A 25,621-nucleotide genomic window follows, 5' to 3' on the forward strand; every position below is an offset into this window, starting at 1 on the left:
CCGGTCTTGCTGTCATTCCTGCCGCCGGTCTTGCTGTCATTCCTGCCGCCGGTCTTGCTGTCATTCCAGCCGCCGGTCTTGCTGTCATTCCTGCCGCCGGTCTTGCTGTCATTCCTGCCGCCGGTCTTGCTGTCATTCCTTCTGCCGGTCCAGCTATCATTCCCGCTGCTAGTCTTGCTGTCATTCCTTCTGCCGGTCTTGTTTTCATTCCAGCCGCCGGTCTTTGTGTCATTTAGGCCGCCGGCCTTGCTGTCATTCCTGCCGCCGGCCTTGCTGTCATTCCTGCCGCTGGTCTTGCTGTCATTCCTGCTGCCGATCTTGCTATCATTCCATCTGCCGGCCTTGCTGTCATTCCTACCGCCGGTCTTGCTATCATTCCATCTGCCGGCCTTGCTGTCATTCCGGCCGCCAGCCTTGCTGTCATTCCTACCGCCAGTCTTGCTGTCATTCCGGCCGCCGGTCTTGCTGTCATTCCAGCCGCCGGTCTTGCTGTCATTCCTGCTGTCAGTCCTACTACCAATGTTACTGCCGTTTCTGCCGCCAGCCCTACTTCCAATGTCGCTGTCATTTCTGCTGCTATTCCAACTGCCAACGCTGCTGTCATTCCTGCCACCGTTCTTGCTGCCATTCCTATTATCGGTTTTACTGTTGTTCCTGCTGCCGCCAGCCTTTCCCTTTTTTCCTTCTATTTTCCCGTTATCACTGCCTTTTACCGTTCTATCATTTCTGAATCTCTCTTTTTTCAACCGGTTATCTATCATATATGCAATCTACCTTTCCTACCTTTAATCTCTTCCTATTATTAATCTCTTTCAAATTTTTAAACTCTTCCTGTTTTAATCCCTTCCTATAATAAAATCCCGGCCCTTTCATAAAGCCACTTCCATTCCTACCTTTCCGCCGGGCTTTTTACTTCTTCTTTACTTCACAGCTATTATAATACATCTCTACCTCCAAAACCACTAAAATCCTTCCACATCTTCAAAAATACTTGTAATTTTTCTCGTCTCAGATATAATAAATCATAAAAAGACAAAAGGAAGTGTAGCAAATGGTTCATACAAACGACACCTTTTTCCTGGATAAAACCCTTTATAACGGGCGACCCAATGATATAACAGGGCGTCTTCCCAAGGAAATCCGCACCTATGATTTACTGGATAAATTTAACATATCCTATCAGCGGGTCGATCACTCCCCGCTTCCCACCATAGATGCCTGCCAGGAAGTCGATGCGCTGTTAAATATAGAAATCTGCAAAAATCTGTTTCTCCGCAATGCCCAGAAAACCGATTTCTATCTTTTGCTGCTGCCAGGTGGAAAAAAATTCCGAACTGCCGCTCTTTCCAAGCAAATCGGCTCATCCAGACTCTCTTTTGCAGAACCGGATTTCATGGTCAAATTCCTGGACATCACCCCTGGATCTGTTTCGGTTCTTGGGCTTATGAACGATAAAAACCACCATGTCCGGCTGCTGATCGATAAGGATGTACTGACCCACGAATTCTTCGGCTGCCACCCTTGTATCAATACCTCCAGCTTAAAATTTAAAACCACGGACCTACTGGACAAGTTTCTCCCGGCCATCCAATGTGAATACACCCTGGTAGATTTACCCTCCGAACAGGAATGATCCTTGTTTATCCACCTGCATCTTCCAGAAAGTGAAAACAAAAGATCATAAAAACAAAAAGATATTAAAGATAAAAAGTCTTAAAAATAGAATATCAAAAGATCAAAATGGGACAGGATACACTCATCCTGTCCCATTATATATTTCCATTCTTTATAATCCACCGCCATAATTCATATCCCATCAACCATCACCAAAGAAAGCAATCCGGTTTTTTCCGGCCTGTTTTGCTTGATACATGGCCCGGTCTGCTTTGGAAAATAGTTTTTGATAATCCTCTCCCCGCTCTCCGGTGCTGGGAGCAATTCCAACGCTGACAGAAATACGCCACTTCTCTTCCGGTATCATCCTTTCTACCCTATCCAATAAATTATCCGCCCTTTCCCGGACATTCTCTTCCGTTGTAAATACAACAAACTCATCTCCGCCTGCCCTTCCCACCAGATCAGGTTCCGGGTAAATATCACAGAGCATTCCACCTACCTGCATCAAAATACGGTCTCCGGCCAGGTGGCCGTAGCAGTCATTAATTTCCTTAAAATTATCAATATCGATCATGCAGAGCCAACCCGATCCACCGACCTTTAATTTCTCCTCTACCCGGTATTTAAAAGCCATTTTGTTGTATAAACCGGTGAGCCCATCCTTTAGGGACTGGAGCAAAAGCTGCTCTTCCCTTGCCTTCAGTCCAGTAATATCCTGAAGTTTTCCAATAAGCTTAACAGGATCTTCTGTCCGATCATCCCATTGAGCGGTGAGCTTGCAGCTGCACCAGTGATATGGTTCTCCCATTTTACCCAGGCAAAATTCAAACGAACGGATTTCCCCGTCTTGGGGGGCATTGTTTCTATGCTTATTTAGAATCCGTCCAAAAGTCAGCAAATCTATCTGTCCTTTGGCATTTGGTGACAGATATAGTCTCCTATCCATATAAGAATACTCAAATAAAACCGTATCTTTAAAAAGATTCATGTTTTTGTACATTTGCTCCGTCTCACTAAACCGGAAGAACTCATGCTCGTTTACCGAATTCCACCTCTCGAACCGCCTTCCTGAATTTCCTGTCATGATCCTTCCCCCTGTACCTGCTGGAATCATTCATTCCGCTTCTTTTCCATTCGTATATGGTATATGATAACGCTTTTCAACCGTATATGCAACCAGTTTTTCAGCCATTATTACGCATATAATACGTAGCATTTGCATACAATATCCTTTATGATTAACCTAGAGGTGATAATGTTGGATGAACAGTTTGTCAGGAATAGAATCACGGAACTTCGACTGAAAAAAGATATCTCCGAATATCAAATGAGCCTGGATTTAGGAAAAAATAAGAGCTATATCCAGGGAATTTCTTCAGGACGTTCCATGCCATCTATGAAACAATTTTTTGAAATCTGCGATTATCTTGAAATTACTCCCATAGAATTTTTTAAAACAGAAAAAAAAGAACAGCCTCTTCTAAGGGAGGCCGCTGCGTTGATGAAAGACTTGAGTAAAGAAGATCTGGAAGCTGTTTTTCCCATATTATTACGGCTCAAAACAAATGCGGACAATCAAAAACAGGCAGAACCGTGAACTACGGTTCTGCCTTGTTTTATTGCTAAATGGCTCTTGTATTCTCTTTCAGCCATAATGCTTCCTCTCCTGCAAAATACGGGTAAAGGGCTTCATAAACGGCTTTGTGATAATCATTTAACAGCTTTACATCGTTTTCCGTCATGATGGATTTATCAATGGCTTCCAGATCAATGGGAACCATAGTCAGGAATTCAAATTCCATAAATTGCCCATATTCATTCTTTTCAGCCTTCCTGCAAACAATCAGGTTCTCCGTGCGGACGCCGTGGCTGCCCTCTATATATACTCCAGGCTCATCAGAAGTAATCATGCCTTCCTCCAGGATACCGTTGTCCTGGCGCTCTGGTACCATGCGCCACCGTATCCCATTTGGACGCTCGTGGACATTTAGCAGATAACCTACTCCATGACCGGTTCCATGGTCATAATTAATGCCGCGGCTCCAGAACGGCTCCCTTGCCACATAATCCAGCGTCAGCCCCCGGCAGCCGTAAAGGAATTTCACTGCTCCCAGGCGCAGCATGCTGATAACGGTAAGAGTAAAATGCTCCCTCTCTTTCTCTGTCAGCGGCCCTACCGCAACGGTTCTGGTCACATCAGTCGTTCCTTCATAATACTGTCCGCCTGAATCCACCAGATAAAGCCCCTTAGGTTCTATCTTCACATCACTTTCCGCTGTGGCCTTATAATGGCACATGGCCGCATTGGCACCATAGGCGGAAATCGTGTCAAAGCTCAGTCCCAGATTTCCTTCCTGCTGGGAACGAAGATTATCCAGATACTCCTGGGCGCTGACCTCTGTGATCGTTTCCTTTCCCACGTTCTGCTTCAACCAGTAGATGAATTTTACCATAGCCACTCCATCCTTGATATGGCCTTTTCTCATATTTTCCACTTCCACAGGGTTTTTCATGGCCTTTGAAAGGGCGGTGGGATTCATTTTATCAATGATGCTGTTGGAGCTGTCAAGATTTTTTACAATGGCATAATTGATCTTGCCCGTTTCTAAAAGAACCTTCTGGTTTCTTAACTGAAGGACTGCTGTATAAATGTCATTGTAAGGGCATACCGTTACGGAAAGATTCTTTAAGTATGCTTTCACTTCATCCTTTAGTACATTTTCATTGACAAAGAGGTAGAAGCGGTCCAGAGTTATCATTGCATAGGAAAGGACTACAGGATTGCACTCCACATCATTTCCCCGGATATTTAAAAGCCATGCAATGTCATCCAGAGAAGTAAGGACATGAATGGTTGCTTTTTCCTTCTTCATCTGGCTTCTCAATTCTTCTATTTTCTGAGCGGAAGACTTTCCGCTATATTTCTCCTCAAGGATCCAGACCGGTTCCGCAGACAGCTGCGGGCGTTCCTTCCACAGAACATCTACCAGGTCCTCCTGATAAGCCAGTGTCACATTTTTATCTGCCAGAAGCTTTTCCAGTTCCTGTCCCAGCTGGCAGTTTACCACCCGGCCGTCAAATCCCAGACAACCGCCTTCCGGAAGGATCTGATCTAAATATTCCGCTATTTCAGGAACATCAGGCTGTCCCATTCTCTGAAGAGTGATCCCGCTTCCCTCAAGCTGTTTGCCCGCCTGTACAAAATAACGGCCGTCGGTCCACAAACCGGCTCCATCTTTTGTAATCACAGACGTACCTGCTGATCCGCTGAAACCGGTCATAAATTCTCTGCATTTAAAATATTCTCCCACATACTCGGATTCATGAAAATCCGAGGTTGGAATCATATAAGCATCCATATGGTGCTCTGTCATCAGTTTTCTTAATTGTTCCAATTTTTCCTGAATCATCGCTTTATCTCTCCTTTGGTTTCAAAATAATTCTCTATGGCTGCCCCAATCCCTTCGCTGTAGGTAGGATGGGCGCGCATGGCAAGCATAAGCTGTTCTGCCGTTAAGCCGTTTGCAATAGCTGTTGCCATCTCGCTGATCATATCTGTTGCCCTGGGACATACGATCTGGGCTCCCACAAGAGTGCCTGAATATTCCTCAAACACCAAATGGATGAACCCATTCTGCTCTCTGGTTATAATGGATTTTCCGTTTCCGCTCATGGAGTAGCGGCCGCAGCTCACCTTCATGCTGCAGGCGCTGGCAACTTCCCTGGTTAGCCCTACGGAAGCGATTTCCGGTTCCGTGTAAATGCAGCTGGGCACTACTGGCAGCTTGACAAACATACCGTTGGGTACAACAGAAAGCCGGATGGTATGTCCCACTCCTGCAATCTTTTCTACTACATAGGTTCCCTGTGCGGCCGCCACATGGGCGAGTTTGATATCAGCCGCCACGTCGCCGATGGCATAAATCCCCGGTTCACTGGTTCTAAATTCTGAATCCACTTTTAGATGGCCATTCTCCATCTCAAGATTCACATCCTGTCCCATCAACCCTGCCAGACAAGGAGCCCGTCCTGCAGCCATGAGGACCTGTCCGGACCGGACGGCTTGTTCCTCTCCATTCACATCAAAGATACATGTAAGACCCTGATTGGGTTCCTCCCGGATTTCCTTAACTCTTGCCCTGCAATGGATCGCGATCCCTTTTCTTTTAAGCTCTTCTTCCAGGGCCTGGGAGACCTCAGAATCCATAGGCCCTAATAAGTGGGCCTTACTCTCCAGTATGGTCACATGGGAACAGAGGGCGCTGAAAATGGTAGCAAATTCCACCCCGATCACCCCTCCTCCAATAATCGTAAGGCGGTCGTAATTCCACGTGTCAGAAGCTAGCAGGCGGTCACTGGTCAGCACCCCAGGAAGATCCGCTCCCGGAATCTTTAGGTTCACCGGTTTTGCCCCGGTGGCAATGATGATGTGATCTGCCTCATAATAATCCTTGCCTTCCGGGCTGTTCACCTCTATGGTACGCCCCCGGCGTATGATGGCTGTCCCGCAAATGACAGTTATTCCGGCAGCTTCAATAAGCTCCTCCACCTCCTTGCGGTATGCCTTTACGGAACGTTTCTTATAATTTTGCATCTTTTTAAAATCAAAAGAAATAAAATCTGTGGATACCCCGAATTCATCGCTGTTTTGGAGAGCCTCAAAGATACTGGAAGCATGAAGCAAAGCCTTTGTGGGAATGCAGCCTTTATTAATACAGGTTCCTCCCAGCTTATTCTTCTCCACAATGGCGGTTTTAAGCCCAAGACCGGCTGCTTTTAAAGCCGCCGTATATCCGCCCGGCCCTCCACCGATCACAAGTATATCATAATGTTCTGCCATTTCTGCCCTCCTACCGGATCAATCCAAAATGCAGGCAGGCATTTTTAATTCCCTCTTGATCAATAGGATCCGTAACGTAATCAGCCGCCTTCTTCAGTTCTGCCATGGCGTTGCCCATGGCAATACCCTTGCCTGCAATCTTTATGATATCATAGTCATTCATGCTGTCGCCAAAGGCAATTGTTTCCGCTAGAGGTATTTTATAATATTCACAGAGTCTTATCAACCCCATGGCTTTAGAAGCCTTCCGCTCCACCACGTCTGCTCCCCGTTTATCAGCAAACATATGCACATGAATCTCTGGAAATTCCTCTTCCATGGCTTTTGCTCCACCTTCATCTCCAATATAAGCCATGGTCCTCACTTCCAGCTCCATAAGCTTTCTGGGATCTTGAAATCTTCTTCCGCATTCTCCCCAGAGAGTTGCATCATGACTTTCTACCACTTCCGGATGAACATAATAATCCCATTCACCTACAGTAGTTCCGACGCTGTAAGGGGTTTTCTCCGCGTAGGCCAGAATCTTCCTCAGCAGGTCCTTATCAAAAGTATGTTCATAAATGACCTTATCTCCCACGGTTACCTTGGTCCCATTGAGATGGATGATTGCCTCCGGCCTTATCTCATCCCGAATGGCAGTGCTGAAAATGGAATCCATGTCTCTGCCTGTTGCCAGAACAATGGTATAATTTTCTCTCAGCCTTTCTATGGTCTCCAAAGCACTGGCCGGAATTGTCCAGTCTTTATGGTCCAGCAGTGTCATATCTACATCAAAGCTTACAATTGGCTTCATCTATATTCACCTATTTATCTTCCTAAATAATCGTCTCCTTATCATAATATATTAAATTTGAAAATTTTTCAAGAAATATACTTTACCAATTGGAAATTTTCTGCTATAATGTCATAGTGTCTAGGGAACGGAGTATGGCGTAGCTTGGTAGCGCGCTCGGCTGGGGGCCGAGAGGTCGCAGGTTCAAATCCTGTTACTCCGATTGACAATATACTTAAGAATACCGGTTTTCCTTATTAATATAAGGTCTCCGGTATTTTTTTGTATCATCATTGCGCATATTACCTGTGCCTTTCCCTAAGGATTTATGCCGCAATAGGTTTATGAAATCAGGAGGTGTGTCTTATGAGTTATCATTATCTTGACATGGAACATTATCTGCGAAAGGATCAATTTGACCTTTTCCGTAATCTCGCTTATCCATATGTAGGTATGACCGCAAATTTGGACATAACAAATTTCATGAGTTACATAAAAGAAAAGGAGCTGCCCTTTTATTTGACTTTCCTTTACGCGACAGCTCAGACAGCCAACTCTATCCCGGAATTTCGCCGCCGTATCCAAGGAAAAGGGATCATCGAATATGACCACTGCATTCCTTCCTATACCCTGGCGTTAGAAAATGAAAATTATTGTTATTGCACCGCAGACGACAGGCTGCCCTTCGACGCCTTTCTAAAGGATGGTAAGCAGCGGCAGGAAAATGCCAGACAAATCCAGGTCCTATCAGACGGAGAAAACGAGAACCAGCTCTTTTTCTTTTCCAGCATTCCCTGGGTAAGCTATACTTCTATTATACAACCGGTTCCCATTCCTGCGGACAGCAATCCCCGTATTACCTGGGGGAAGTATTTTAAATCAGAAGGAAGCTTAAAAATACCGGTATCAGTTCTGGCGAATCATGCTCTTATGGATGGATTCCATATTTCTAAGTTCTTTTTGGAGCTTCAAAACAGGTGTGACAACTTGGATTGGCTGCTATAAACTCTACTAGTTTATGGAAGAATTTTGCTTGCCTTTTTTCGGTTTTTCAGTTACAATGCTTTTATGGAGACATAGCTCAGCTGGGAGAGCATCTGCTTGACGTGTAGAGGGTCGCAGGTTCGAGTCCTGTTGTCTCCATTAGCTGATATAGGGTCGAAATTTAGAACAGTTTGATTGGACTGCTTAGAATTTCGGCCCTATACTATATCAAAAATCTTAATATTATCAGGGTTTTCTACATTTCTAATCGCGAACTTCCGATCCAACTCTCATGAAATATCCAGTACTTAAAACAGTTACACTTCAAAAGAAGTTACGTTTTCGCTAAGTCTGCTTGAGAAGGACTTTTCTCAATAGACTGTTTATGGCACATGTGATATAATTTTAGCAAATGGTAAGATTTCTATTGATACGCAATAGCAACAGATAGGGGGGCGCTTAAAGTGAATGCATTTCTATTAATAATACCACTCTTTCTCATAAGGTTCGGTTTGCTGAAAATGATAAATAAGGATGCTTTAAGCCGTGCCGCTCTCTTTGCCCCATTAGAGGGAGGAGAAAAGGTTGCCTACCTTTTTTACCAGCTTTCAAACGCTTTTATTATCTTATATTTGGTTTTTCTGAAAATCCAGACCAAACCGCCATTGTTTTTTATCGCCTTATTAATCTACATCTTAGGCATCAGTGTTCTTATCATTTCCACTGTTAACTTTGCAAAACCTGAGCAAAGCGGAATAAATACAAACGGAATATTTAAGATTTCCAGAAACCCTATGTATATAGGGTATTTCATATATTTCTCAAGCTGTGTATTGTTAACACATTCTATATTGCTGCTTATATCTCTGCTTGTTTTTCAAATATCTGCACACTGGATTATTCTTTCCGAAGAAAGATGGTGTGTCAACAAATTTGGGACAGAGTATATAAACTACATGAATAAGGTTAAGCGGTATATTTAATATACCTTATTCCTAAGATGGGGAGTACATCCGCGTGAAAAAGTTGATGATAATAAAGCGAAATAAAAATATCCATTATCACAACTATTGCCATTAATAAACCCTGGCAGCTGCAAGAAATCCTTATAAAATGCAGGTATAATCTTCTTAAGATATATATATCAATAAATCTATTTTCTTTATGGCCTTTGTTTTATAATTCCTTTTATATATTCTGTTTCATTATGGGTTTTATAAACAATACCCTTTTCTTCTTCTGTACAGCCCATTAATAATTTTATTTCAGAATCACGCTTTAACAAGTCAACAATACATATGATGGCATCGACCTTCTGTTTCGGCGCTGTACCTTTCCAGATATCAATACCTCCTCCATCCATAGATGATGTATTTTTCAAATATCCATAATCAACTTTGTAAAGAAAGTTAGAATAACGTGGATGCACACTTCCTTTCGGTCTGTCGATAACAATTTCCGATTCTCTTACCAGCCTGTCTATTGCACTCCAAAATTCTTTATTCACTACTCTCCCCTTAAATCTTTAGTAAGTCTATTTTACTCTAAGAACCATGTTCTGCGATACGCTAAATCCTAAATCTCCAACTCATCTGTTCCGCCGACTCAAAATTCATACATAACATTTCCACTCTTCACAGATTATTCTGTGCCTTAGCAACCATTTCCGCCAGTGCTTACGGAAACTGATACAATATCTCTCTTTCAGCCAATAGACCTCATAATGTATACGGCCTTTAAGCCCCATTGCGAAAAAAAGATAAAGAAACTACTCGAATTAACTTCTCAGCCGCATTTTAATGGATTATTTGATAAATCTTCGGCAGCTCTTTTTTTCATGCCTTTAAGGGACCGGAATAAATTATGGAGGAAAGGTCCCTAAAATAGTAAAAATTTATAGGGCGGATGTGAAAATATCCTACAAAAAATCACATTTTCTTATAGAAAGCAACTTATTTTACAGAAAAAACAGCTATAAGAAAAGGCAAAAAAACAAAGTTTCTATCTAAAATACATAAAAAAATCGTGGCGGCGCCGGATTGGCTCCTGCTATGATATAGGTAAGAGGAGGCGACATATGGAAAAAATCAAAATAGCGCTCATAGGGGTCGGTTCTATAGGAAAAACCTATGCAAAGATGATTGACGGGGATAGGAACAGTTCTCTGACACTGGCAGCGGTATGCTGCCGAAGCTTGCAGTCAAAGCAGTGGGCAAAAGAAAATCTCAGCAATGAAGCCGTCATATTCGACAATGCAAAAGCCATGTATGAGGAAGCTTGGAGATTTGATGCGGTGCTCATCGCTACCCCCCACAGGACGCATCCCCAGCTTGCGGTTCAGGCATTTGAACACGGGAAGCATGTATTCTGTGATAAGCCGTCCGGGGTATCACTACTGCAGTGCCGCGCCATGAACGAGGCTGCGGCGGCGGCGGAAAAGAAATTCGCCATGATGTTTCATCAGCGCCTGTACCGGAAATACAACAGGATCAAAACCATGATAGGCAGCGGGGAGCTGGGGAAAATCAGCAGAGTCCTATTAGAGAACTCCAGATTTTTCAGAACTGTTCGGTATCATCAGTCGGCGGACTGGCGAAGTTGTTGGAGCGGGGAAGGCGGAGGCGGTCTGATCAACCAGGGGCAGCATATTCTGGATATCTGGCAGTGGCTGTTCGGTATGCCCGTGGCCGTTTACGCCGAGATCCCGTTTGGAAAGTACAATAATTTTCTGGTAGACGACGAGGCCACGGTCCTGATGGAATATCCGGACAAGATGACCGCCGCATTCATCCTGACCACGGGGGAAGGAACCTGGACGGAGAAGCTGGAGATCGTGGGTACCAGAGGAAAGCTGCTTCTGGAGGATGATACGCTCCACTTCTGGAAATACAATGAGGATACAAGGGAGTATGGGAAACGGGCTTCCTGTAACGCCAGGGAAGAACTGGGCGAGGAATACGGAATAGAGGAATTTGGCGGGCAGGAGGAACCTTATCCCCAGATGTTTGAAAACTTCGCGGCTGCAGTGTTTACCGATGAGCCCTTAACCGCCTGCGGCGAGGAGGGAATACGTGCTCTGGAGATCGCCAATGCCGCCTATCTTTCCGCATGGCTGGGTAAAAAGGTGACGCTGCCCGTCGACGCCGAAGCCTACGAACTGGAGTTGGAAAAACGGGTGCGTGAGGAGGAGAAGCTTCGTAAAGAGCCTCACGGGGAAGGCGGAGGAAATGAATAAGCTGCGGTATTTAATCGTCGGTTCCGGGTGGCGGTCCTTATTCTATGTAAGGATTGCAAAGGCCCTTCCGGAGCGTTTTGAAGTGTGCGCCATGCTTTGCCGGTCTAAGGAGAAGGCGGAGAATATCCGCCGGGAACACGGCGTTTTAACCAGTATATCCGCCGGGGACTGCATGGCGATGAAGCCTGATTTCGTTGTAGTGGCGGTAAGTAAACCGTCCATATTCTCCATAAGCCAGTTCTGGATGGAGGCCGGATTTCCGGTTCTCAGTGAGACTCCGCCCTCTCTGGAGCTTTCCGGACTCAACGAGCTGTGGCGGCTCCGAACAGAGAACGGATACAAAATACAGGTGGCGGAGCAATATTTAAATTATCCGGCCATCGCCTGCCGCTTAGGCGTGGCAGAAAGCGGCGTGTTGGGAGAACCAGCCTTTTTAAGACTGTCCCTGGCTCACGGCTATCATGGAGCCAGCCTGATCCGGAGATTTTTGAAGGTGTGGGATGAACCGGTACGCATATGTGGAAAATCCTACCAGGTTTCCATCGTGGAAACGGATTCCCGCTGGGGCGCGGTCACAGACGGGGAACTGGTGCAGAAGGTTCTGGAACGCTTTACCTTTGAGTTTGAAAGCGGGAAAACGGCGTTTTCTGATTTCTGCAGCGTCCAGTACCATTCCTTTCTGCGAAGCAGGCATATGAACCTCCAGGGACCTTTGGGGGAGCTTGACGACTTTACGGTTCGCTTTCTGGATGAAAACCGCAGGCCGGTGACACAGGAACTGAGGATAGAGACAGGGAAACAGGCGGGCTCCATTGAAGCGGTTTATTTAGGGGAAAAGGCTGTCTACCAGAATCCCTTTCCGGGAAGCGGCCTGGCGGAGGACGAGACGGCGCTGGCGGTGCTGTTAGACGGAATGGAGGAATATATCCGGAACGGAACGGAACGCTACCCCCTGGCGGATGCCCTTCAGGATGCCTACCTGGCGATTCTTATGGAAGAGGCACTGAAACTCCCCGGAACTGTGGTACAGTCGCAGCCGCAGCTTTGGAACAAAGGGCAGGTATAATACTGCCGGCTAAAATTAACAGCATAAAGCCACTGCCGCAGGGCCGGAACAAAGGGCAGGGCAAAAGGAGACACAGACATGAAGGAATATGAGGAACTGATAAAAGATCTGGAGCGGCAGGAACAGAATCTGGTCTTTGAGGAGTTTGATGCGGACTTAGCACTGAAAATCGGCCTGGAGCTGATTGAGGAGGCCAAAAGGCGAAAAAACAAAATTGCGGTGGATATCAGCGCATTCGGCAGAACGCTGTTTCATTTTTCCAGCAATGGAAACGCACCCAGCAATGATGAGATGCTCCGAAGAAAACGTAACACGGCGCTCTACACGGGACACAGCTCCTTATGGGCACATTATATGCTGGCGGATATAGGGATGACCATAGATGAAAAATGGCACTTGGACCCCGGCTCTTACGCGGATGTAGGCGGCGCGTTCCCGGTCCGGGTGAGAAGCTGCGGCGGAGTAGTTGGGAGTATAACGGCCTCCGGTTTTTCCCATCAGGAAGACCACGGGATCGTGATAGATGTATTAAAAAAACTGTCAACAGACAAGTAAAAAAGGAGAAGGGCTTATGAAACGATTGATTGCAGTGTTTACAGCGGTTAGTATGGCGGTATCTTTGATTGCCTGCACAGGTCCGGGGACGAAGCAGACGAAAGCTCCGGGGACAGAGGAGGCTTTGGCTTCCGGTAAGGAGATCGGCGCAGCACCGGATTCTGCAGGAGCGCAGGAGGAAAAGGCGGAGCCGGGAAGCACGCCGTGTACGATCCGTTTCAGTTGGTGGGGCGGGGACACCAGGCATGAAGCCACGAAAGCTGCCGTCGACGCATTTATGGCAAAATACCCTAACATCAAGGTGGAATGCGAGTACGGAACCTGGGACGGATGGACCGAAAAGGTAGCGACCCAGCTCAGCGCCGGTACAGCGCCGGATCTGCTTCAGGGCAACTGGAACTGGCTGTATCAGTATTCTGGAGACGGCTCCAAATTTGTAGATCTTAAGCAGTACGCCCATATCCTTTCCCTGGATAACTATCCCCAGGAGATCCTAGACAACTGCGTGGTGGGCGGAAAGCTGCAGGGACTGCCTCTTGGAACCAATACCAAATGCTTCTACTGGAATAAAACCACGTTTGAGAAAGCCGGTATTCCGATTCCCGGAACCTGGGACGAGCTTTATGCCGCAGGTGACGTATTCCAGACAAAGCTTGGCGGTGACTACTATCCCATGGCGATGTTCCAATATGAGAGAATGCTGCTGATGCTGTACTACATTCAGGAAAAATACCAGAAGCCCTGGGCGGAGAACAATGTGGTAGCCTATACGCCGGAGGAGGTTTTAGATGGCCTGGAATTTATAAACAGTCTGGAGAAAAAGCATGTGATGCCGTCCGTAAAGACTCTCCAGGGAGACGGGGCCACAACGATCGAAAGGAACCAGAACTGGATGAGCGGAAAGTATGCGGGCATCTATGAATGGGATGCTGCTCAGGCCAAATTCGACGATTCTCTGGACGAGGGCCAGGAGTTTGTCCTTGGACCCCATATCACCGGAGAGGGGATGAAGGATGCGGGCTTTACAAAGATCACACAGACCTTTTCCATTCCGGAAACATCGGAGCATCCGGCCGAGGCGGCCTTACTGCTGGAATTCATCACCTCGGTGGACGAGGGCGTTAAGCTGATGTCCACAGAGAGAGGCATGTTGTTAAACCGGCACGCAAATGAAGTACTGGAGAACGAAGGAATTTTGAAGGGACTGTCTTTTGAAGGAAATCAGCAGGCTATGAAGGTAGCCAGATTTGCGGTGGACCCGAACTTTGAAAATTCTGCGCTAAAGGATGATACCGGAATCTACTACGAGGTATTTGAAAACCTCAGCGCAGGGGGGGATCCCGCCGAGCTGGCACAGTATCTGATTGATTCCTGCAACGAAGTCTACGCGGCGAATCCATATTAATAATACACTCCCCGGCATATCCCAGGCCAAGGTCCTGACATGCCGGGGAGTATTTGAGAGGAGGATGCTAAGTTGAAGGGAGCAGGTTTTATAACTGGCTTCAGCGAAAGGAATGTGAGTTTTTATGAAAGTACCGGAAAGGGGAGTGGCGATACATATGAAGGGGAGTTCTCAAAAGAGGGCCAGAAGACAGAATATGGGCTATCTTTACATATCCATTTGGTTTATTGGATTCCTGATTTTTAAACTTTACCCGTTTATATCATCTCTGTTTTACAGCTTTACCAATTACAACATGTTTAACAGCAACACAAAATGGATCGGACTGGACAACTATGTCACGATCATGCACACGGCCAAATATGTGAAAGCGTTTGCAGTAACGTTTCAGTACGCATTTCTGACGGTTCCGCTTAAGCTGGTATTTGCCCTGTTTATCGCCTATATCTTAAACTTCAAAATTAAGGGAATCGGTCTGTACCGGACGGTCTACTATATTCCCTCCATATTGGGAGGCTCCGTGGCAATTGCTGTGTTATGGCAGTTTCTGTTTCAAACGAACGGCTTGGTAAATCAGGTCATCGGACTGTTTGGAGGGGAGGGGCTAAACTGGCTGGGGACGCCCAAATACGCCCTCTTTGTGGTCTGCCTGCTGCGTGTGTGGCAGTTTGGGTCCTCCATGGTAATCTTTCTGGCGGCCTTAAAGGGCGTACCGGTCGATTTATATGAGGCAGCTTCCATGGATGGGGCCACAAAGGTCAGGCAGTTTTTCAGTGTGACGCTTCCGATGATCACACCGGTAATCTTTTACAACTTAGTGACGCAGCTTTGCCAGGCATTTCAGGAGTTCAACGGACCGTTTATCATCACAAAGGGCGGCCCTATGGGTTCTACCACGCTGATCTCCCTGCTGGTCTATCAGAACGCGTTTAAGACAAATGCCATGGGCATGGCCAGCGCGATGGCATGGCTGCTTTTTACGATCATCGCAGCATTTACGGCAATGGCTTTTATCAGCCAGAAGTACTGGGTCTATTACGACGATGAGGAAAGGTAGGGACGGATGAAGATGAATATAATATGGAAAAAAAGAGTTTCCTTAGGTATCCGCTATCTGCTGCTGACCGCCGTGGGACTGATCATGATCTATCCCATGATCTGGATGGTAGGCGCATCCTTTAAAGCCAGCAACAACGAGATATTCAGCTCCATCGGTTTTATTCCCGCCCACCCTACGTTTGAGGCGTACCGGAAGGGGTGGAAATCAACGGAGACGGTGTTTGCAACCTATATGCTGAATACGTACAAATTCGTGATTCCCAAAGTAATCGGGACCGTGCTTTCCGCCACCATAACGGCATACGGCTTTTCCAGATTCCAATACCGGGGAAAGGGCCTCCTGTTCGGTATCCTTCTCTCCACCCTGCTTTTGCCGCAGGTGGTGTTAAATGTGCCGCAGTTTTTGATGTTCAACAAATTCGGCTGGCTGGACACCTACCTATCTCTTGTGGTCCCCAGCTTTTTTGCGGGAGATACGTATTTTGTGTATATGCTGATCCAGTTTATGAGATCGATTCCCAGGGAACTGGAGGAGGCGGCGGAGATCGACGGCTGCAACACATGGCAGCGCCTGTGGCTGATCATGACGCCCATGGTGAAGCCCTCCATGGTATCCTGCGCCCTGTTACAGTTTATGTGGGCCTCCAATGACTTCATGGGGCCCTTAATCTATATCAATACAGTCAGAAAATATCCGGCCGCTCTGGGCCTTCGTCTCATCATGGACTCGGAATCCGGTTTTGAGTGGAACAAGGTGCTGGCGCTTTCTGTCATTGTGATTCTGCCGTCTGTCGCCGTATTTCTGTCCGCGCAGAATCAGTTTATTGACGGGGTTGCAGCCGGGGGGCTGAAGGGGTAAAATAAATAAAGCGGCTGCGCTTATGAAATTTTTAACAATGCGGCTGCAGGGGTCTGAACGGGCAGAATAGATAGGAAAGGGGGGATTCTGTGTTTGAGATGCGTGCGATGGAGGATACGCAGGATTTCCGGATCGAGAGGAAAAAAATTACGGCGAATTACCGGATGAAGGAGGCACATTTTCATCCCTATTACGAGCTGTATTACCTCTATGCGGGAAGCTGCAGCACCTTTATCGGTCATACCCTTTATCATGTTAAGGCGGGGGATTTAATCCTGATTAAGAACATGGATATCCACCGGACGCTGGACTATTCCAGCCGGTTTAACGAGCGGATCGTTATGAATTTTACTCCGTATTTTTTAAACTTGATGGAATCAGAATTAGGGAACGAAGCGGTGGACCAGATCGTCTCCGTCTCCCATATCCGCGTTCCCCCGGCCAAGCGGCAGTACATCGGGAATCTGCTGAATCTGCTGGCCTATGAGGATAAGATCAAGGACAGCTTCCATCAGCTTCTTAAAAAAAACCACCTTTATGAGATTCTGCTGTTCATGTATCACAGCCAGTCCGGACAGAAGAAGAGCGTTGATGAGCTGGACTGTAAGGAAGAGCGTTTTTACGAGGCCGCCAAGTATATCTGTGACCACTATGCACAGGATGTAACTCTTGAGGAGGTGGCGTCCAGCATCAATATGGCGCCCACCTATTTTTCCCGGCAGTTTAAAAAAGTAACCAGCTTCGGTTTTAAGGAGTATTTAATCCAGATCCGTGTCCGTGAAGCCACGGTCCTGCTTCTGGAAACGGATACCCCGGTGATGAAGATTGCAAATAAGTGCGGCTTCAATGACAGCAATTACTTTTGCGAGGTTTTTAAAAAGGTCAAGGGGGTCAGCCCCAGTCAGTACCGGAAGACGCCGGAAGCGATTTAATCCGGATATCCTGGGGATTTTTAAACCGGTTTTCATTCCGATGAAAGTTTCCTTTGTCTTGCCATAAAAATATCCTCCTGGATTAATATATATTTTAACATTTATCCAAGAGGATTTCTTTCAGTTCACACAATTTTTTTTACAGTCTCCAACCTTATTCTTTAGGATTCGGCTCAGGCATCCATGAAGCAGATAAATCAGTTCCTTTAAAAATTCTTCTTATTCCATTAGATTTCTGCATGTACATATCTTCATCTGGATAATAGCAGGTATCTTCACTTTCATTAGTTCCAACGTCTAAAATTGCCAGAATCTCGTCACCGGAATTATAAAATGTGTGAGCGATATTCTTCCCTGCCGGCTTTGCTATGAAGTCCCCCTGACTAACGACTTTCTCCTCGTCATTTATGCGTAATGTTCCGGTTCCGGAAAGGATCATAAAAAATTCTTCCTGCTGTGAATGACTGTGATATTTTGTGCTGTAAGCTTTTGGCGGTACATAATCAATATTAACATAAATTTTTTGACTTCCCGCGGCTTCTCCCAATGACTTTGTAGTCAAACCAACATCATCACGCCAAAGAAATTGTTCAGGTAAATTACCTGTATTGTTGATATCCATATAATCTCTCCTCTCACACCTATAATCATATGTGATCAGAATACTATATATTTTACCAACGATCAATAGTACTATGGTTAATTTTAAATTACCATTGCATAATATCCCCGTTTTTTCAAACAATAGCACAAAGGAGGCGATATCATGGCCATAGCACATAAAAGTGCAATAAGCGTAGGTTTACTTCATATACCGGTGGGATTATATAAGACAACAAAAGATATATCAGTAAGTTTCAATCAGCTCTGTAAGGATACCCACGAACGTGTAAGACAAAAGAAAATATGTCCTTCATGCAATAAAGAAGTAACCAGTGATGAAATTATAAAAGGGTATGAATATGAAAAGGGTAAGTATGTGACTTTCACGGAAGATGAACTTGAAAAAATAAAAACCAAGAAAGATAAGACAATGCACATAGAACATTTTGCAATGTTGTCTGATGTAGATCAAATATATTATGAAAAGAATTATTATGTTGTCCCGGAACCAGGAGCAGAAAAGGCATTCGAGCTATTAAGAGAGGCAATGCTGGCCCAGGAAAAAGTAGGAATTGCAAAAACTGTCCTGGGCACAACAGAAAATCTTATCGTACTATATCCAACGAAAGAAGGAATTATTGCAAAGACTCTTTATTATCAGGCAGAAATACAAGCGGTGCCCGTGGCATCTGCAAAAGCAGAGGTCAGCAACGCAGAAATAGATATGGCAAAGACAATGATTGACTCTATGACGTCTACTTTTGACCCTGGTTTATATCATGATGAATATCAGGAAAAACTTCGACAGGCAATTGAATCTAAAATTGCCGGAAAAGAGATCGTAAATGTTGACAAAGAGAGTCCAAACAACATCATCGATCTAATGGAAGCAATGAAGAAAACAGTTGAAATGACAAAGGGTAACAAAGGGTTAGCATAATGGATATTTTTGAAAGCAAGAATATAAGCCCGATGCTGATTTCGGAAATGGTTGATCCTTTTGATTCTCCAAATTTTATCTACGAGATAAAATGGGACGGTATCAGGACTTTGTCTTTTTTGGACACGAAAACAGATATGAGAAACAAAAGAAATAAACTCATGGTTCCCATATTCCCAGAGCTGGAAAGTTTATATAAACAGGTTAAAACGAAATGTATTATTGACCACGAATTGCTTGTACTCAAAAATGGTATACCTGATTTCTATGAGGTGCAAAAACGGGCGTTGATGAGTAATTCATTTAAAATAAAGTTAGCCGCTGATAAATATCCAGCCAGTGTCATAGCTTATGACATCTTATACTATAAAGATAAGGATATTACTATGCTTCCCTTAATGGAGAGAAAAAAATATCTTACTGATGTTGTAATTGAGAATAATTTAATTTCTGTTTCAAGGTTTATAGAAAATGACGGAATAAAATTATTTGAGCTTGTTAAAGAAAAAGGTCTCGAAGGTACCGTTGCAAAAAGAAAAGATAGTCTATATTGGCAAGGAAAACGTACCAAAGACTGGGTAAAATGTAAGATAATGTCTACAGACGATTGTGTGATATGTGGATATATTTTAAAAGAAAATAATTTTACCAGTTTAGTTCTTGGCCAATACGATAATGAAGTGCTTGTATATAAGGGTCATGTCACACTCGGCGTAAGCTTAAGGGTATTAAACGAGTATAAATATAAAGTAATTGATTACTCCCCTTTCGGATATGTGCCGCCTGGAAACGAGGATTGTGTTTGGCTGGCTCCGGAACTCGTTTGTATAGTGGAATCAATGCCTACTGAAAAAGAAAGCTTTAGGCAGCCTGTATTTAAAGGTATACGAGATGATAAATTAGCCGTAGAATGTAAGGTATAAAAGGTGGGCCCCGGAACTCCGGACGCCCACCTATATATTTTACTCTGCCCTATCAGCGCACTGGCAGCAGTGCTCCCTTTAAGCTTCATTTCTGCCGCGTTCTTCAGTTCCCCGTTCTTCGATTAAGTGATATTTAAATATCCTTGATTTCACATTTGTAAGTGATATAATGACTTTATAAGAAAAGAGGAGGTAACACGAATGGACTTCACATATGATTCAAACAAAATCGCTCTCTATCATTCCGATAATAACTTACTCGCCGAGGTTACTTTTCCAGCAGTTGACCAGTATACCGTAAATATCAATCACACCTATGTAGATGATTCTCTTAGAGGTCAGGGTGTGGCAGGACAACTTATGGAAGCTGTAGCAAAACAATTACGTTCTGAAAATAAAAAAGCTATCCTGACATGTTCCTATGCTGTCAAATGGTTCGAAAAACATCCTGAATATAATGATTTGGTGAAATAGCGCTCCTGCGGCTATTTCACCTCTCCAAATCCTTACTTTCATACTCTCTCACTGTCCTTCTCCAGGTGTTCTATCCTTTCATTCTCAAAAAATACCAGTGTACTTGACCCAATAACTGAGGTAAGATATTTAAAAATGCAAAAGAGGTACATATGATGCTGAATTCAAATAACAAGAACAGTACATACCAGGACTGTCTGGCTCTGGGACTTAGTCTGGGCCTAATATTCGGGGCTGTAATAAACAATTTGGGAATGGGATTAATAATGGGGATGTCTTTAAGCTTTTTGTTTAGCAAAGGTTACTTTCAGAGCCATTAAATACATATAGGACACCCTGAAAATCCAATACAAATAAAGTGTAAATAAGCATAATTTCAAATAAGATTTAAAAAATTCTTTAATCCGCGTCACAAAACGGATTTATTCCCGTTATTATATATGTAACATCATACGGGCGGAAGTTCTCCTTTGCTCTGCTTCCGCCCTTCCCTTAATACGCGTTCTTTCAGCTTGTTCACAAAATTTGTATTAATACATATATTATTATTACAGAACGGCTTATCGAAGCAGCGGCAGAAAGAAGCAATAACAACACTCAGCCGCCGCCATACCAAAGACAGATAACTCATTTTGGTTTTGACTTCTTTTCTTCTGCTTCAGATAAGTAGTACTGTAAAACTGCCCGATCATAAATATGAAACCTCAAGGGGGTGGAAACCAAGGCATCTGGTTTCCATCCCTTTAAAGAATTAATCCGACTTTCTTTTTGTATTGGGCCCCATGCCTTCCCGGCGGGAATTATGAGTCTGATTCTGGTTCTCAGGCTTGCCTTTTTCTGACATGCCGTGATTCATATCATTTTTATTTTTCTGGGAAAGCTTTTCCTGGCTATTCTTCTCCATTTCCATCACCTCAACAATAGTATGGTCCGGCTACATAAGATTTATGTAAAAACAGCGTTTACACGCATAATACATTCCATGGCTGCGCATTATAAAAATGAGGTGATGAACATGTCATATATAGCTCCCGCAGTCCAGGCCAAATTCGAGACTCTTTCCATCGATTTAAAAAATGAAATCCTGGAGCGAAACGTACAAATTAACACCATTTACGATTTAATCAGTGTTTTGGAGGAAATTGTGAACGAAGGAAACAAATGATTTTCCTAAAAACAGTCACAAGCCAGGATTGGCCTTATGGCTGTTTTTTTAATGCGGAATCCAAAGATCTTTCAATAGAAAAGAGGCCGGACACAAACGGTCCGACCTATAAAAAACGTAAAAAATAATTATCTCCAAGATCCGTAAGAGGACTTGCACTGACGTCCGTTGTTAGTGGTTGCGCCCTTGGTTTTGGAGCAGGAGCTATTGTTCTTACCGCTGGAACAGGTGCTGTTCTTGCTGTTGGAGCAGTCACTGCCGGAACAGGTAGCACCCTTTGTGCAGGTTGATCCGTCGGTGCAGTTGGAACCATTGGTACAGGTCGTACCGTTGCTGCAGCTATTACCGTTGCCGCTGTTGCAGCCAAGCTTACTTAAAATGCTGTTGATATCCCCAGACTGTCCAAAGCAATTTGAAATGGTATAGCAATTGCTTGATGACACCGGGCAGGTTGCTGCCTGAGCAGTCATAGGAACACCTGCTACAGTAAGTACGGTTGCTGCTGCTAAAACGAATACTGGTAATTTTCTCATGGTAATATCCTCCTTATTTGTTACATAATTATTACATTTCTGTTACAAAATGTATCATAACATACAGGAAATGGAATTTCACTAGGAGAAAGATGGCAATTATACTCTATTTTTCCAGCTGATATTCATTAACAGCTAATTTTAAGGCTCCCATGATGCCCTGATTATCATTTAGGCTGGGAAGAACGATATAATTCTCTATGTCTTCAAGCTCTTTTGTCTTGATATATCCGGCCAGCTGGCGCTTCACTTCTTCTCTTACCAAAGGCATCATATGTTCCTGATGCATAACTCCTCCTCCCAGAATAATACGCTGGGGAGAAAGAACCATAATATAATCTACAAGGGCCTGAGCGATGTAATATGCCTCTAATTCCCACACTTCCTTTTGGTCCTCCAGCTCTGCGCCTTTCTTCCCCCACCGGGCTTCTATGGCAGGTCCTGAGGCAAGGCCTTCCAGGCATGTCTTGTGATAAGGGCATTTTCCTTCATAGCCGTCGTCCGGATGTTTGGAAAGCAGCAAGTGCCCTCCTTCCGGGTGGAGCATGCCGTGAAGAAGCGTTCCATTGGTAATGATCCCGGCTCCAACGCCGGTACCGATGGTAATATACATGCTGTTTTCAAGGCCCTTTGTAATCCCCCAGGTGGCTTCTCCCAGAGCAGACCCATTCACATCTGTGTCAAATCCAACCGGAACCTTAAGGGCATCTTTTAAGACTCCCACAATGTTATAGTTGGCCCAGGCAAGCTTTGGCGTGGTGGTGATATAACCATAGGTCTCCGAGCTCCTGTTTAAGTCAATAGGGCCGAAGCAGCCGATTCCCAGGGCTTCTATTTCCTTATCCTTAAAATACTCGATCAGCTTCGGCATGGTGATTTCCGGTGTCTCTGTAGGTATGGAAACACGTTCAAAAATCTCACCGTTTTCATTGCCTATAGCACAAACCATCTTTGTTCCGCCTGCCTCTAACGCTCCAAGTCTCATATTCATTTGCCTCCTTTTACACTGGGTTGGAACAGATGATAGACATCTTTCCTTCAAATCTGCACTCTCCGCTTTTTGCCGGTACGATGAAATGCTGCCCTGCTTCCAGAGGAATTCCGTTCACCGAGCCTTTTCCGCTTATAACGCTTACATTGGTAAAATATTTTCCAAGCTCCTTTGTAAAGACGCCGTCAATATCATATTTATCTACTGAGTAAAACTGGCAGGTCACTAAATGGGTGTGCACTGCGCCTGGTACTTTCTCTGTTTCGGGATTCGCCTGTTCTTCCATAAAAGGCGCCCTTATATTAGCAACGCTCTGCTCTACATGAAGCTGCCTTGGTTCTCCATTGGACAAACGGTCATAGTCATATATGCGGTACGTGATATCGCTGCTTTGCTGAGTCTCCAATACCAGAGTTCCTCCCTTGATGGCATGAACGCAGCCAGGATCAATCTGGAAAAAGTCTCCTTTTTTAATTGGAACGGTCCGGATAAATTCTTTCCACCGGTGATCCCGTATCATGGCTTCCATTTCTTCCCGGTCCTTGGCATGATGGCCGATTGCAATTTCAGTTCCTGGTTCACAGTCCAGTATATACCAGCACTCTGTTTTTCCAAGGGAACCGTTTTCGTGAATTTTCGCATAGCTGTCGTCGGGATGAACCTGAATGCTTAAATCTTTTTTTGCATCAATGATCTTGACCAAAAGCGGGAACTTGTCCCCGGGATAATTCCCGAACAAATCCGGCTCCTCTTTCCACAGGCTGCCAAGCCGCCTGCCGTCATATATTCCTCCCGCAACTTTACATTCCCCGTTCTCATGGGCGCTGATAGCCCAGCATTCTCCGGTGGTATCGCTTGGTATCTCATAACCAAATACGTCCCGAAGTCTGGTGCCTCCCCAGATGGCTTCCATAAACACAGGCTCCAGAAACAAAAGTTCCATCTGTTTTCCTCCTTATGTAGTGATTTATGACCACTCCCTATATTTTACCTGAATAAACGAAAAAGGAAAAGAGGAATTTCTAATTTTTCTCAAAAATGCCAGAATCAGAAATAAAGAATCATAAATAAAGAATCAGGAAGATCATAAATAAAAAAGTGCCGGAATGTCCGTCATCCAGGATCATTCTGACACTTTTCTTTCTATTCTTACTGAGAATCTTTTCCGTATACCTCAATCTGGGTAAGGGCCGGAAATGGGGAAGGATCATCTGCTTTTATCAGATCGCTCAATTTCACCCATGTGATATTCTTTCTTTCCAAAGAAAACAGGTGAGGCTTCATGCTCTTTTCCATTTCCACTACCTCTTCAGTTCCGTCGGAAAACGTAAGCTTGGCCTTTACCCACCAGTTATCATGCGGGAAATCCGCACGTGTATACAAAGCAATCTTATCAAAATCGACAGGGCGGCCAAAGTCCAGGGTCATTTCCGCATCATCCTGTCGGTTGATTCCCCAGGATTCATAAGGCCATGCACCGTGGGATTCGTTGGCGAGAACGCCGTCAATGGCATTGCGCGCCGCAAACACCGCTTCTCCTCTGGTTTCCACATTGGCAAAGGCATGAGGGAAACAGCCCGTATCTCCGTGCTGGTCCATGACATTCTTTGCTAAGTTCCTGTAAATGCCTGCTTCATGGTCAAAAGCTTCCCGAATGGTCAGATAATGACGCTCACCTGTAAAGGCTTTCGGGTTATAGGAAATCTTTTTCTCTTCAAAGGGTATGGTATAAACCACTTCCTCCTTTGTAAGATAGACAAAGGATTCATCCATGCAGTCATCAATGCGTACTACATAATGAGCGCCTGGTTTGTCTGTTGAAAATACAATAGCATCTCCTTCTTCGTATTCCCCTTCAAATACGAGGATTGCCTGATCCTCTCCCAATACGGATGCCTTTACACCGCCATTCTGGTTTCTTACAGCTATTGATACATTCGCCATGATCAGTCCTCCTGCTCTTCCTGCTCAAAATAGTCTTTATATTCTACTTCTATCTGATACTTCATTCTCTGCATGCTGTAACACAGATGTTCTCTGAGGGACCGCTCCAGGCCTTCGATGTCTTTTTTCTCCAGCAGTTCAAAAACTTCAGTGTGCTCCCTGATGATTCTGGTAAAATCTGTTTCAGTTACAAAGTCAAGCATACGGAACCTTGTATAATGTAACTGCTGGGCCTGTATCATATCCCAAAGCTTCTGTTTGCCGGTAGCCTGATACCAAATGGCATGCATCTGCGCGTCCATACGGTAAAACTGCTCCGGTTCAAATCCTTTTTCCTGAATCAGAGCCTGCTGCTTGCGGATCAAATACCGGACTTCCTCCATCCAGAGAGGCGTTGCCATATTCATAAAATCCCGCATGACCATGGTTTCCACCGCAACACGCATGTATATCATCTGTTTAATGGTATCTAAATTCAAAAGCGTTACCTGTGTGCCGGAATATGGCACCGAATTGACAAAGCCCTGTTCCTGAAGCCTTCTCACCGCTTCCCTGACAGGCGTCCGGGATACGCCAAACCGTTCACAGATTTCATTCTCGCTGATGATCTGTCCGGGCTTTAATTCCAGGTCCAGAATCTCCTGCTTTAACGTTTCAAACACCAATTCGCCGCGGTTTTTATAGGTTTTGGTCTTTCCTTCCATTGAACCCTCTCCGTCCTCTA

The 25,621-nt window shown here is 44.8% G+C and carries 28 protein-coding genes, 2 tRNA genes and 1 pseudogene; 17 read left to right on the forward strand and 14 right to left on the reverse strand.

From position 1 onward, the window contains the following. Together AC27IJ_RS12920 and AC27IJ_RS12925 are read right to left on the reverse strand one after the other, a co-directional pair. Positions 1-232, reverse strand: a pseudogene (locus AC27IJ_RS12920) (hypothetical protein); the annotation flags it as partial. Beyond that, positions 233-628 (reverse strand): hypothetical protein, encoded by a 396-nt coding sequence (locus AC27IJ_RS12925; RefSeq protein ID WP_487149223.1) that lies wholly within the window; start codon positions 626-628, stop codon positions 233-235. It abuts the pseudogene before it with no gap. Between the two features lie 423 nt (positions 629-1,051). On the opposite strand from AC27IJ_RS12925, the gene AC27IJ_RS12930 reads away from it, so the two are divergent. Beyond that, positions 1,052-1,633: a prolyl-tRNA synthetase associated domain-containing protein gene (locus tag AC27IJ_RS12930; protein WP_312448585.1), complete on the forward strand. Its 582-nt coding sequence runs from the start codon at positions 1,052-1,054 to the stop codon at positions 1,631-1,633. A 183-nt stretch (positions 1,634-1,816) separates the two neighbouring features. Here the strand turns inward: AC27IJ_RS12930 and AC27IJ_RS12935 are convergent, their stop codons facing one another. Next, positions 1,817-2,701 carry a GGDEF domain-containing protein gene (locus tag AC27IJ_RS12935; RefSeq protein WP_312448586.1) on the reverse strand — a complete coding sequence of 295 codons (885 nt, stop codon included), beginning with the start codon at positions 2,699-2,701 and terminating at the stop codon, positions 1,817-1,819. A gap of 171 nt (positions 2,702-2,872) precedes the next feature. Between AC27IJ_RS12935 and AC27IJ_RS12940 the strand changes: the two genes are divergently transcribed. After that, positions 2,873-3,214 carry a helix-turn-helix domain-containing protein gene (locus tag AC27IJ_RS12940; protein WP_330694998.1) on the forward strand — a complete coding sequence of 114 codons (342 nt, stop codon included), beginning with the start codon at positions 2,873-2,875 and terminating at the stop codon, positions 3,212-3,214. Positions 3,215-3,239: 25 nt separating this feature from the next. Here the strand turns inward: AC27IJ_RS12940 and AC27IJ_RS12945 are convergent, their stop codons facing one another. The 3 genes from AC27IJ_RS12945 to AC27IJ_RS12955 are packed head-to-tail and all read right to left on the reverse strand — an operon-like array spanning position 3,240 to position 7,250. After that, on the reverse strand, positions 3,240-5,027 hold the full coding sequence (locus AC27IJ_RS12945; protein WP_312448588.1) for an aminopeptidase P family protein: 1,788 nt from the start codon (positions 5,025-5,027) through the stop codon (positions 3,240-3,242). Continuing rightward, positions 5,024-6,457, reverse strand: coding sequence for a dihydrolipoyl dehydrogenase (lpdA, locus tag AC27IJ_RS12950; RefSeq protein WP_312448590.1), 1,434 nt, complete (start codon positions 6,455-6,457; stop codon positions 5,024-5,026). The genes AC27IJ_RS12945 and lpdA overlap by 4 nt, the downstream gene beginning before the upstream one ends. 10 nt (positions 6,458-6,467) lie before the next feature. Next, entirely contained in the window at positions 6,468-7,250 is a 783-nt protein-coding gene (locus tag AC27IJ_RS12955; protein WP_312448592.1) for a Cof-type HAD-IIB family hydrolase, read from the reverse strand. A 128-nt stretch (positions 7,251-7,378) separates the two neighbouring features. Between AC27IJ_RS12955 and AC27IJ_RS12960 the strand changes: the two genes are divergently transcribed. The 4 genes from AC27IJ_RS12960 (at position 7,379) to AC27IJ_RS12975 (ending at position 9,196) form a co-directional block, all read left to right on the forward strand. Further along, positions 7,379-7,452 (forward strand) — tRNA-Pro (locus AC27IJ_RS12960). 143 nt (positions 7,453-7,595) lie between these two features. After that, positions 7,596-8,234 (forward strand): CatA-like O-acetyltransferase, encoded by a 639-nt coding sequence (locus tag AC27IJ_RS12965; RefSeq protein ID WP_487149227.1) that lies wholly within the window; start codon positions 7,596-7,598, stop codon positions 8,232-8,234. A 65-nt stretch (positions 8,235-8,299) separates the two neighbouring features. Continuing rightward, a tRNA-Val gene (locus AC27IJ_RS12970) sits at positions 8,300-8,372 on the forward strand. A 305-nt stretch (positions 8,373-8,677) separates the two neighbouring features. Continuing rightward, on the forward strand, positions 8,678-9,196 hold the full coding sequence (locus tag AC27IJ_RS12975) for a methyltransferase family protein (protein ID WP_312448202.1): 519 nt from the start codon (positions 8,678-8,680) through the stop codon (positions 9,194-9,196). A 179-nt stretch (positions 9,197-9,375) separates the two neighbouring features. Here AC27IJ_RS12975 and AC27IJ_RS12980 read toward each other — a convergent pair whose 3' ends face one another. Beyond that, positions 9,376-9,720, reverse strand: a complete 345-nt coding sequence (locus tag AC27IJ_RS12980) for an inorganic pyrophosphatase (protein ID WP_487149229.1) — start codon at positions 9,718-9,720, stop codon at positions 9,376-9,378. A gap of 570 nt (positions 9,721-10,290) precedes the next feature. On the opposite strand from AC27IJ_RS12980, the gene AC27IJ_RS12985 reads away from it, so the two are divergent. The 7 genes from AC27IJ_RS12985 to AC27IJ_RS13015 all read left to right on the forward strand — a co-directional run bounded on the left by AC27IJ_RS12985 (position 10,291) and on the right by AC27IJ_RS13015 (position 17,324). Next, a complete protein-coding gene (locus AC27IJ_RS12985; protein WP_487149231.1) occupies positions 10,291-11,448 on the forward strand; it encodes a Gfo/Idh/MocA family protein in 1,158 nt (385 codons plus the stop codon). Then, on the forward strand, positions 11,441-12,514 hold the full coding sequence (locus tag AC27IJ_RS12990; RefSeq protein WP_487149233.1) for a Gfo/Idh/MocA family oxidoreductase: 1,074 nt from the start codon (positions 11,441-11,443) through the stop codon (positions 12,512-12,514). The genes AC27IJ_RS12985 and AC27IJ_RS12990 overlap by 8 nt, the downstream gene beginning before the upstream one ends. 78 nt (positions 12,515-12,592) lie before the next feature. Further along, a complete protein-coding gene (locus AC27IJ_RS12995; RefSeq protein ID WP_487149235.1) occupies positions 12,593-13,069 on the forward strand; it encodes a heme-degrading domain-containing protein in 477 nt (158 codons plus the stop codon). A 16-nt stretch (positions 13,070-13,085) separates the two neighbouring features. Further along, entirely contained in the window at positions 13,086-14,474 is a 1,389-nt protein-coding gene (locus AC27IJ_RS13000; protein WP_313257234.1) for an ABC transporter substrate-binding protein, read from the forward strand. Positions 14,475-14,631: 157 nt separating this feature from the next. Beyond that, positions 14,632-15,531 carry a carbohydrate ABC transporter permease gene (locus AC27IJ_RS13005; protein ID WP_487149337.1) on the forward strand — a complete coding sequence of 300 codons (900 nt, stop codon included), beginning with the start codon at positions 14,632-14,634 and terminating at the stop codon, positions 15,529-15,531. Between the two features lie 12 nt (positions 15,532-15,543). Then, positions 15,544-16,392: a carbohydrate ABC transporter permease gene (locus AC27IJ_RS13010; RefSeq protein ID WP_487149238.1), complete on the forward strand. Its 849-nt coding sequence runs from the start codon at positions 15,544-15,546 to the stop codon at positions 16,390-16,392. A 98-nt stretch (positions 16,393-16,490) separates the two neighbouring features. Next, a complete protein-coding gene (locus AC27IJ_RS13015) occupies positions 16,491-17,324 on the forward strand; it encodes an AraC family transcriptional regulator (protein ID WP_312448241.1) in 834 nt (277 codons plus the stop codon). Between the two features lie 154 nt (positions 17,325-17,478). On the opposite strand, the gene AC27IJ_RS13020 is transcribed toward AC27IJ_RS13015, so the two are convergent. Next, the gene (locus AC27IJ_RS13020) at positions 17,479-17,946 is read right to left on the reverse strand and encodes a cupin domain-containing protein (RefSeq protein WP_312448185.1); all 468 of its coding nucleotides are present in this window, start codon (positions 17,944-17,946) and stop codon (positions 17,479-17,481) included. 144 nt (positions 17,947-18,090) lie between these two features. On the opposite strand from AC27IJ_RS13020, the gene ku reads away from it, so the two are divergent. From ku to AC27IJ_RS13035, 3 genes are all read left to right on the forward strand, one after another. Further along, entirely contained in the window at positions 18,091-18,867 is a 777-nt protein-coding gene (gene ku, locus AC27IJ_RS13025; RefSeq protein ID WP_312504363.1) for a non-homologous end joining protein Ku, read from the forward strand. Beyond that, positions 18,867-19,790, forward strand: coding sequence for an ATP-dependent DNA ligase (locus AC27IJ_RS13030; protein ID WP_312448180.1), 924 nt, complete (start codon positions 18,867-18,869; stop codon positions 19,788-19,790). Before ku ends, AC27IJ_RS13030 begins: the two co-directional genes overlap by 1 nt. Positions 19,791-19,991: 201 nt before the next feature. After that, positions 19,992-20,264, forward strand: coding sequence for a GNAT family N-acetyltransferase (locus AC27IJ_RS13035; protein ID WP_487149241.1), 273 nt, complete (start codon positions 19,992-19,994; stop codon positions 20,262-20,264). A 751-nt stretch (positions 20,265-21,015) separates the two neighbouring features. Here the strand turns inward: AC27IJ_RS13035 and AC27IJ_RS13040 are convergent. After that, positions 21,016-21,168 (reverse strand): hypothetical protein, encoded by a 153-nt coding sequence (locus AC27IJ_RS13040; RefSeq protein WP_312504366.1) that lies wholly within the window; start codon positions 21,166-21,168, stop codon positions 21,016-21,018. A gap of 111 nt (positions 21,169-21,279) precedes the next feature. Here AC27IJ_RS13040 and AC27IJ_RS13045 point away from each other — a divergent pair, with 111 nt between their 5' ends. Continuing rightward, complete coding sequence (locus AC27IJ_RS13045) at positions 21,280-21,429, forward strand: hypothetical protein (protein WP_312448175.1); 150 nt, start codon at positions 21,280-21,282, stop codon at positions 21,427-21,429. Positions 21,430-21,557: 128 nt separating this feature from the next. Here the strand turns inward: AC27IJ_RS13045 and AC27IJ_RS13050 are convergent, their stop codons facing one another. From AC27IJ_RS13050 to AC27IJ_RS13070, 5 genes are all read right to left on the reverse strand, one after another. Next, the gene (locus tag AC27IJ_RS13050; protein ID WP_312504367.1) at positions 21,558-21,962 is read right to left on the reverse strand and encodes a hypothetical protein; all 405 of its coding nucleotides are present in this window, start codon (positions 21,960-21,962) and stop codon (positions 21,558-21,560) included. A gap of 106 nt (positions 21,963-22,068) precedes the next feature. Next, positions 22,069-22,947 (reverse strand): ROK family protein, encoded by an 879-nt coding sequence (locus tag AC27IJ_RS13055; RefSeq protein WP_312504368.1) that lies wholly within the window; start codon positions 22,945-22,947, stop codon positions 22,069-22,071. Between the two features lie 16 nt (positions 22,948-22,963). Further along, positions 22,964-23,896, reverse strand: coding sequence for a type I phosphomannose isomerase catalytic subunit (locus AC27IJ_RS13060; RefSeq protein WP_487149244.1), 933 nt, complete (start codon positions 23,894-23,896; stop codon positions 22,964-22,966). 206 nt (positions 23,897-24,102) lie between these two features. Further along, positions 24,103-24,897 carry a carbohydrate-binding protein gene (locus AC27IJ_RS13065; protein WP_313257239.1) on the reverse strand — a complete coding sequence of 265 codons (795 nt, stop codon included), beginning with the start codon at positions 24,895-24,897 and terminating at the stop codon, positions 24,103-24,105. Positions 24,898-24,899: 2 nt separating this feature from the next. Further along, a complete protein-coding gene (locus tag AC27IJ_RS13070; RefSeq protein ID WP_312448166.1) occupies positions 24,900-25,601 on the reverse strand; it encodes a GntR family transcriptional regulator in 702 nt (233 codons plus the stop codon). Positions 25,602-25,621 lie beyond the last annotated feature (20 nt).

Source organism: Lacrimispora sp. YZC11, from assembly GCF_057543815.1.

What these genes read in the sequence shown, in the direction of transcription:
- AC27IJ_RS12925 (WP_487149223.1), bottom strand. Translation starts at nt 628, where the DNA reads ATGGCAGCAAGAACGGTGGCAGGAATGACAGCAGCGTTGGCAGTTGGA.
- AC27IJ_RS12930 (WP_312448585.1), top strand. Translation starts at nt 1,052, where the DNA reads ATGGTTCATACAAACGACACCTTTTTCCTGGATAAAACCCTTTATAAC.
- AC27IJ_RS12935 (WP_312448586.1), bottom strand. Translation starts at nt 2,701, where the DNA reads ATGACAGGAAATTCAGGAAGGCGGTTCGAGAGGTGGAATTCGGTAAAC.
- AC27IJ_RS12940 (WP_330694998.1), top strand. Translation starts at nt 2,873, where the DNA reads ATGTTGGATGAACAGTTTGTCAGGAATAGAATCACGGAACTTCGACTG.
- AC27IJ_RS12945 (WP_312448588.1), bottom strand. Translation starts at nt 5,027, where the DNA reads ATGATTCAGGAAAAATTGGAACAATTAAGAAAACTGATGACAGAGCAC.
- lpdA (WP_312448590.1), bottom strand. Translation starts at nt 6,457, where the DNA reads ATGGCAGAACATTATGATATACTTGTGATCGGTGGAGGGCCGGGCGGA.
- AC27IJ_RS12955 (WP_312448592.1), bottom strand. Translation starts at nt 7,250, where the DNA reads ATGAAGCCAATTGTAAGCTTTGATGTAGATATGACACTGCTGGACCAT.
- AC27IJ_RS12965 (WP_487149227.1), top strand. Translation starts at nt 7,596, where the DNA reads ATGAGTTATCATTATCTTGACATGGAACATTATCTGCGAAAGGATCAA.
- AC27IJ_RS12985 (WP_487149231.1), top strand. Translation starts at nt 10,291, where the DNA reads ATGGAAAAAATCAAAATAGCGCTCATAGGGGTCGGTTCTATAGGAAAA.
- AC27IJ_RS12990 (WP_487149233.1), top strand. Translation starts at nt 11,441, where the DNA reads ATGAATAAGCTGCGGTATTTAATCGTCGGTTCCGGGTGGCGGTCCTTA.
- AC27IJ_RS12995 (WP_487149235.1), top strand. Translation starts at nt 12,593, where the DNA reads ATGAAGGAATATGAGGAACTGATAAAAGATCTGGAGCGGCAGGAACAG.
- AC27IJ_RS13000 (WP_313257234.1), top strand. Translation starts at nt 13,086, where the DNA reads ATGAAACGATTGATTGCAGTGTTTACAGCGGTTAGTATGGCGGTATCT.
- AC27IJ_RS13005 (WP_487149337.1), top strand. Translation starts at nt 14,632, where the DNA reads ATGAAGGGGAGTTCTCAAAAGAGGGCCAGAAGACAGAATATGGGCTAT.
- AC27IJ_RS13010 (WP_487149238.1), top strand. Translation starts at nt 15,544, where the DNA reads ATGAATATAATATGGAAAAAAAGAGTTTCCTTAGGTATCCGCTATCTG.
- AC27IJ_RS13015 (WP_312448241.1), top strand. Translation starts at nt 16,491, where the DNA reads ATGCGTGCGATGGAGGATACGCAGGATTTCCGGATCGAGAGGAAAAAA.
- AC27IJ_RS13020 (WP_312448185.1), bottom strand. Translation starts at nt 17,946, where the DNA reads ATGGATATCAACAATACAGGTAATTTACCTGAACAATTTCTTTGGCGT.
- ku (WP_312504363.1), top strand. Translation starts at nt 18,091, where the DNA reads ATGGCCATAGCACATAAAAGTGCAATAAGCGTAGGTTTACTTCATATA.
- AC27IJ_RS13030 (WP_312448180.1), top strand. Translation starts at nt 18,867, where the DNA reads ATGGATATTTTTGAAAGCAAGAATATAAGCCCGATGCTGATTTCGGAA.
- AC27IJ_RS13035 (WP_487149241.1), top strand. Translation starts at nt 19,992, where the DNA reads ATGGACTTCACATATGATTCAAACAAAATCGCTCTCTATCATTCCGAT.
- AC27IJ_RS13040 (WP_312504366.1), bottom strand. Translation starts at nt 21,168, where the DNA reads ATGGAGAAGAATAGCCAGGAAAAGCTTTCCCAGAAAAATAAAAATGAT.
- AC27IJ_RS13045 (WP_312448175.1), top strand. Translation starts at nt 21,280, where the DNA reads ATGTCATATATAGCTCCCGCAGTCCAGGCCAAATTCGAGACTCTTTCC.
- AC27IJ_RS13050 (WP_312504367.1), bottom strand. Translation starts at nt 21,962, where the DNA reads ATGAGAAAATTACCAGTATTCGTTTTAGCAGCAGCAACCGTACTTACT.
- AC27IJ_RS13055 (WP_312504368.1), bottom strand. Translation starts at nt 22,947, where the DNA reads ATGAGACTTGGAGCGTTAGAGGCAGGCGGAACAAAGATGGTTTGTGCT.
- AC27IJ_RS13060 (WP_487149244.1), bottom strand. Translation starts at nt 23,896, where the DNA reads ATGGAACTTTTGTTTCTGGAGCCTGTGTTTATGGAAGCCATCTGGGGA.
- AC27IJ_RS13065 (WP_313257239.1), bottom strand. Translation starts at nt 24,897, where the DNA reads ATGGCGAATGTATCAATAGCTGTAAGAAACCAGAATGGCGGTGTAAAG.
- AC27IJ_RS13070 (WP_312448166.1), bottom strand. Translation starts at nt 25,601, where the DNA reads ATGGAAGGAAAGACCAAAACCTATAAAAACCGCGGCGAATTGGTGTTT.